The organism is Blastomonas sp., assembly GCF_041747255.1.
Lineage (GTDB): Bacteria > Pseudomonadota > Alphaproteobacteria > Sphingomonadales > Sphingomonadaceae > Blastomonas.
The window spans coordinates 1-6,142 of the sequence record NZ_JBGTFM010000210.1 but is presented as its reverse complement, the minus strand read 5'-3'; the positions used below and the strand labels follow the sequence as shown (position 1 = coordinate 6,142).

Annotated in this window: 7 protein-coding genes; 6 read left to right on the top strand and 1 reads right to left on the bottom strand. The window is 62.3% G+C overall.

Going from position 1 to position 6,142, the window contains the following annotated elements:
• Positions 1-1,277, bottom strand: a 1,277-nt coding sequence (locus ACEW8G_RS07570; protein WP_373487822.1) for a YifB family Mg chelatase-like AAA ATPase, incomplete at its 3' end; no start/stop codon positions are given.
• 279 nt (positions 1,278-1,556) lie between these two features.
• Between ACEW8G_RS07570 and ACEW8G_RS07565 the strand changes: the two genes are divergently transcribed.
• The 6 genes from ACEW8G_RS07565 (at position 1,557) to ACEW8G_RS07540 (ending at position 5,884) form a co-directional block, all read left to right on the top strand.
• The gene (locus ACEW8G_RS07565; RefSeq protein WP_373487821.1) at positions 1,557-2,243 is read left to right on the top strand and encodes an alpha/beta hydrolase; all 687 of its coding nucleotides are present in this window, start codon (positions 1,557-1,559) and stop codon (positions 2,241-2,243) included.
• A gap of 121 nt (positions 2,244-2,364) precedes the next feature.
• Positions 2,365-2,589, top strand: coding sequence for a hypothetical protein (locus ACEW8G_RS07560; protein WP_373487820.1), 225 nt, complete (start codon positions 2,365-2,367; stop codon positions 2,587-2,589).
• An 87-nt stretch (positions 2,590-2,676) separates the two neighbouring features.
• Complete coding sequence (yghU, locus tag ACEW8G_RS07555) at positions 2,677-3,564, top strand: glutathione-dependent disulfide-bond oxidoreductase (protein ID WP_373487819.1); 888 nt, start codon at positions 2,677-2,679, stop codon at positions 3,562-3,564.
• A gap of 86 nt (positions 3,565-3,650) precedes the next feature.
• Positions 3,651-4,394 (top strand): head GIN domain-containing protein, encoded by a 744-nt coding sequence (locus ACEW8G_RS07550; protein WP_373487818.1) that lies wholly within the window; start codon positions 3,651-3,653, stop codon positions 4,392-4,394.
• A 102-nt stretch (positions 4,395-4,496) separates the two neighbouring features.
• On the top strand, positions 4,497-5,150 hold the full coding sequence (locus ACEW8G_RS07545) for a class I SAM-dependent methyltransferase (protein ID WP_373487817.1): 654 nt from the start codon (positions 4,497-4,499) through the stop codon (positions 5,148-5,150).
• Complete coding sequence (locus ACEW8G_RS07540) at positions 5,147-5,884, top strand: GIN domain-containing protein (RefSeq protein ID WP_373487816.1); 738 nt, start codon at positions 5,147-5,149, stop codon at positions 5,882-5,884. Before ACEW8G_RS07545 ends, ACEW8G_RS07540 begins: the two co-directional genes overlap by 4 nt.
• The last annotated feature ends 258 nt before the right edge of the window (positions 5,885-6,142 follow it).

The following is a 6,142-nucleotide window of genomic DNA, read 5'->3' as shown; positions in this document are numbered from 1 at the left end:
TTGATCCCTGCGTAGCGCGCGGTTTGCAGCGCGCGGGCGGTGGCGACTCTGGCCGCGACCTGCTGCGACCCCTCGGCGGGCGGAGGCAATGTGAGGTCGGCGGCGGTGACGGCTTCAACCTCGACATGCAGATCGATGCGGTCGAGCAGCGGGCCTGACACCTTGGCCTGATAATCTGCAGCGCAGCGCGGCGCGCGCGAGCAGCCGAGTGCCGGATCGCCCAGATGGCCGCAACGGCATGGGTTCATCGCCGCGATCATCTGGACACGGGCCGGGAAGGTGACATGTGCATTGGCACGCGCCACCGAGACCTCGCCGGTCTCCAGCGGCTGGCGCAGCGAATCGAGCACAGCGCGCTGGAATTCGGGCAATTCGTCGAGAAACAGGACGCCCAGATGCGCCATCGAGACCTCGCCCGGCCGCACCTTCAACCCGCCGCCGACCAGCGCGGCCATCGATGCGCTGTGATGGGGCGCGCGGAACGGTCGCGCGCGGCTGATCCGTCCGCCCTCCAGCGTTCCGGCAACCGAGGCGACCATCGAGACCTCCAACGCCTCTTCGGCGGTCAAGGGTGGCAATATCCCCGACAGGCATGAGGCGAGCAATGATTTTCCCGCGCCTGGCGGCCCGATCATCACCATATTGTGCCCCCCGGCGGCGGCAATCTCGAGCGCACGCTTTGCCGTCTCCTGCCCCTTGACCTGTTTGAGGTCAGCGCCACGCACCGGTTCTTCGGCGATGCCGGGCGCGGGCGGGGCGATCCGACCATGGCCCTTGAGGTGGTTGAGCAGGGTCAACAGGTCGGGCGCGGCGATCACATCAATGCCGCCTGCCCATGCCGCCTCTGCCCCCTGCGCTGCCGGGCAGATCAGTCCGCAGTCCACCGATGATGCATGCAGCGCTGCAAGCAGCACGCCCGGCGAGCCCGCGATTCGTCCATCAAGCGCCAGTTCGCCGACCGCGACATACTCGCTGAGCAGTTCGGGATCGATGATCCCCATCGCGGCGAGCAGACCAAGCGCAATCGGCAGATCGTAATGCGAGCCTTCCTTGGGCAGGTCCGCAGGCGACAGGTTGACCGTGATGCGCTTTGGCGGCAGCGACAGGCCGAGCGCGGCGATGGCGGCGCGCACCCGCTCGCGGCTTTCACCAACCGCCTTGTCGGGCAGGCCAACGATGGCAATGCCCTTGTTCAGCCCCGGCGCGATCTGCACCTGCGCCTCAACGCTGCGCGCCTCAAGCCCCAGATAGGCCACAGTTCTGACGATGGCGACCATCGCTGCCCCCCTTTTGTTCCGCGTGGACTTTGCCGGGCCAGCGCGGGGGAGTCGAGAGCCAATTCACGCGCAACGATAAAAACGCATGGTTTTGCGGAGATGCGTTGGGCGATTTACCATGTCCGCCAAAACAATCGCGCAACTACAGTGCCTTGGTTGACGTGATGCGGCCCGCTAATCCGGCCCTAACCCTCTTTGCTCACCATATTCTGCAAGAGCTCGGCAAAGCGAAGCTGCGATGGCTGTGATGTCATCCATCCTGCGAGCGAATTGTCAGATATGCGCACCACCATTTTCCCGCTTCGTCATCTCAGCTTGCTGCTGGCAGCGCTTATGGCGCTCGGGTCGGCTGCGCAGGCGAATGTGCCGCGCGCCGCCGAGACGCTCATAATCGATGCGGCGGCGTTTGCGACGGACGATGCGTGGGGCGCACAACCCTCCATGCTTAATGCCAGCTTCGGTCCATTCATCGTGGTCGATGCGCACACGGTGGAACTGCATGGCCTGATCGACAGCGAGAGCCCGAGCGACTTTGCCGCGATGCTCGCTGGCTTTCCGGCAATCCGGACCTTGCGGATGGTCGAATGCCCCGGGTCTGCTGATGACGACGCCAATCTTGCACTGGCCCGGATGGTGCGTGCAGCGCGAATCGAAACGGTTGTTCCGGCCGGTGGGTCGGTGCGTTCCGGCGCGGTCGAATTGTTCCTTGCCGGGGTCCGCCGATCGGCTGATTCGCGCGCCGAGTTTGTCGTGCACAGCTGGCGCGACGAGAATGGTCGCGAGGCAGCGGACTATGCCGCAGACGATCCGGTGCATCGCGCCTATCTGGATTTCTACAGCGATATGGGCCTGTCGTTAACGCTCGCAGCACGTTTTTATGCGCTGACCAATAGCGTGCCGTTTGCCCAAACGCTGTCGCTTGCTCCTGCAGATCTCGCTGGTCTGGGAATGCTTGAGGTTATTTGATTGCGACGAAGCATTTGAAATGCACGACAGAATTTTTCTGATGGCGCGTAAGTCATATTGCAATAGCAAGCGGCATATGAAATACAGCCATCGCTAGCAGCACGTCTGAAGGGACATACTAATGAAACTTGCAAAGACCGCACTGGCTGCGCTTGCACTGACCACCATGGTCAGCGCACCGGTTCTGGCACAGGTGGCGACTTCGGTCAGCCGTACCGCCAGCATCGCAAGCGAAGACAGCGAAGCAGAAGGCTCCACCGGTATCATTATCGGTGTGGTTGCTGCAGCTGCTGTCATCGGCGGCATCATCATCATCGCTGATGATGATGAGCCCAGCAGCCCCTGATCTCTTGATCAGGTGAAAATCAGGTAAGGGCGGTCAGCGATGGCCGCCCTTTCTTGTTTTGCAATCTAGCTACAGGAAACGCGACCCATGACAAATCATCCCGCAGACTATGCGCCTCCTGCCATCTGGACCTGGGAGAAGGAAAGCGGTGGCGCGTTTGCGAACATAAACCGACCGGTCGCAGGGGCGACGCATGATCACATTTTGCCCGTCGGCAAGCACCCGTTGCAGCTTTATTCGATGGCGACCCCGAACGGAGTAAAGGTCACCATCATGCTGGAAGAATTGCTCGCAGCGGGCCATTCCGGCGCAGAATATGATGCCTGGCTGATCGATATTCGCAGCGGCGCGCAGTTCGGCAGCGATTTTGTGGCGATCAACCCCAACTCGAAAATTCCCGCGCTGGTGGATGGCAGCACGCCGACTCCGACGCGGTTGTTCGAATCGGGTTCGATCCTGCTCTACCTCGCCGAAAAATTCGGGGCATTTTTGCCGACTGATCCCGCAAAGCGCTCCGAGGCGTTGAACTGGCTGTTCTGGCAGATGGGCAGCGCGCCGTATCTGGGCGGCGGTTTCGGCCATTTTTATGCGTATGCGCCGTTCAAGATCGAATATTGTATCGACCGTTTCACGATGGAGGTGAAGCGCCAGCTTGATGTTCTGAACCGGCATCTGGCTGACCATGACTATATGGCGGGCGACAGCTATTCGATTGCCGATATCGCCATCTGGCCTTGGTATGGCGCGGTCGTTTCAAACACCGTGTATGAAGCCGCCGAGTTTCTGCAGGTGCATGAATATGCCCATCTTATGCGCTGGACGGAACAGATCGCTGCACGCCCTGCAGTACAGCGTGGCAGAATGGTCAACCGCAGCTGGGGCCCGGCGGAAGAACAGCTGCACGAGCGGCATGAGGCCAGCGATTTTGAGACGCGCACCCAGGACAAGATCGGCGATCCTGATGCTGCGGGCTAGGGCGGCCTGACATCGCAGCGCTTGCGCTGCCACACAGACATGTGTATTAACACAGCAATACACATGTCTGGTAAAGGAAGTTCGCAATGACCGTAACCTGGAAAGCTGGTGCTGCCCTGATCGCCGCGTGCGCTGCGCTCGGTGCTTGCGGCGTGGTCGAAAGCGCCGAATCGTTGATTGAATCCGACGTAAATTCGGACGAAGGCTGGACGAGCAGCTGGGCTGGCGAACCTTTCGACTCGATCACGGTGGCAGGACCCGACGATCTGGATTTCACCACAGGTGCCCATGCGGTGACCGCGAGCGGCGATCCGAAAGCGATCGAAGCGCTGCAGTTCAAGGTCAAGGATGGCGCACTCAGCATTCGCCGCAAGCCGTCCAACTGGAGTTTGGGGCGCAGCAAGGGTGAAGCGACTGTCAAGGTGAGCGCCCCGGCGCTGCGCGCACTGGCACTGGCAGGCTCTGGCGCGGCCAAGGTGGATCGCATGGCAGGCGACAGCGTTAAGCTTAGCATTGCGGGATCTGGCGACGCGGACATTGCTCAGATCGTGACCAAGACATTGAAGGGCTCTATCGCGGGCAGCGGGTCGATCCGGCTGGCGGGCAGCGCCGATGCGGCCGATATCTCAATTGCCGGGTCAGGCAGCGTGCTGGGTGAAGGCTTCACCAGCGATGCGGTCGATATCTCCATCGCCGGATCGGGCGATGTCACTATGGCATCGGATGGCGCGGTCGATGCCAGCCTGATGGGCTCGGGCGATGTCACGATCAAGGGCTCGGCCAAGTGCAAGAGCAAGGCGATGGGGTCGGGCTCGATGAGCTGCGGATAAGTGGGGCCATATTCCGGCGTGCGAAACCGGTTGCGGTGCGCTCGATCATGCTAGACACTCTTTGATGAAGGTGCATCCTGCGCCGGTGCGAGGGAACCGCAGGTGAGCGTATCGCAAGGCCAGATTGCAGCCACCCCACCGAATTTCTGGGACCGGCACATCATGCCGCGGATGATCACCTTCTGCTGCAGTCAGCCGGCGGTTGAGCGCGCGCGGTCGAGGGTCGTGCCACAGGCCACGGGCGCGGTGCTTGAACTGGGCTGCGGTGGCGGCATCAACATCGCGCATTATGATCACGCCCGGTTGACCAGCCTTGCCGGCGTCGACCCTTCTCCGGCTTTGCTCGATGCCGCGCGGGCAAAAGCGCAGGCGGCCGGTCTGGACGTGGATTTTCGTGCAGGTGTTGCCGAGTCGCTGCCCTTTGACGACGCGAGTTTTGACACGGTGATGACCACCTTCACGTTGTGTTCGGTTCAGGATCCGGGCCGCGTGCTCGCCGAGATGCGGCGCGTGCTGAAGCCGGGTGGCACAATCTTGTTCCTTGAACATGGACGCGCGCCGGATGCGTCCGCAGCGAGATGGCAGCGCAGGATCGAGCCTGTGTGGAAGAAAATCGCCGGGGGCTGCCATCTCACCCGCCCGGTGTCCGGGCAGTTCAGCGCTGCGGGCTTCCGGCTGGGCGATGGTGACGCGCGTTATTTGCCCAGGACTCCCAAGTTTCTGGGTTGGGTCGAGTGGGGGCAGGCACACGCATGATGCGCTGGCTGCTTCTGGTTTTGGCAATACTCGGGTGCGCAGATGTTGCGCACGCGGCTGAGCGCCGCTTCACCCTTGGCGCGTTTGATCGGGTGCGGGTGGAAGGCGATGTATCGGTCGAGATTCGCTCTGACACCGCGCCCTTCGCGTTCGCGACGGGCGATCCACGGGCGCTAGAAGCCCTGACCATTCGGGTGCAGGGCGACACCGTCTATGTGCGTCGCGCCCGGCGAAATGCGCCCGCCGAAGCGCGCAACCTCCCGTCCGAACCTGCACCAGAGCTGCATGTCGTGCTCAATGCGCGCGCCATCAGCGCGGTTGCGGTGTTGGGCAACGGCAACCTGCGGATTGATCAGCTGCGCGGCGACAAGGCGAGCGCGACACTGGACGGCACCGGTCTGGTGGAGATTGATCGCATTGCCAGCCCCGCCGCCACGCTCAGCCTCAACGGGTCGGGCCGTATGGTGGTGGCCGGCAAGGCGCAGACGGGACGTGTCACCATGCTGGGCGACGGCACAATCGAAGGCGCGGGGCTTGCCATGACTTCGCTTGATTTTACGGGCGAGGGTCCGGTCACCGCGCGGGTGTCAATCGACGGACCTGTGCGGATTGCGGTCAAGGGTGGGGCGACGCTCACCATTGGTGGCAATCCGGTCTGTACGGTCCGCCAGATCGGGGACAACAGCATCACATGCGGCGCAGGCGGTCACGATGGCTCAGGACTCGCGCGTTGATTGATCGGCAGTTTGCGCAGTCGCCATTGTGCGATTTATGTCGCATTATCTCTTGCCGTTTTCGCACATGCTTCTCCCGGTTGCAGAATCGTCGCTCGCTGGTCTAGACCTGACACTGGGCCTGCCATTTTGATCGACCCGGGGCTGCACATGCCTGCGCGTGGCCCGCTCAGGAGACTCGAACATGCCAGAGCCCGGTCCGCACCCATCTGACAGCAGTCTGCGTGACTGGATGCAATCGGGGCTGTTCGCCGACGT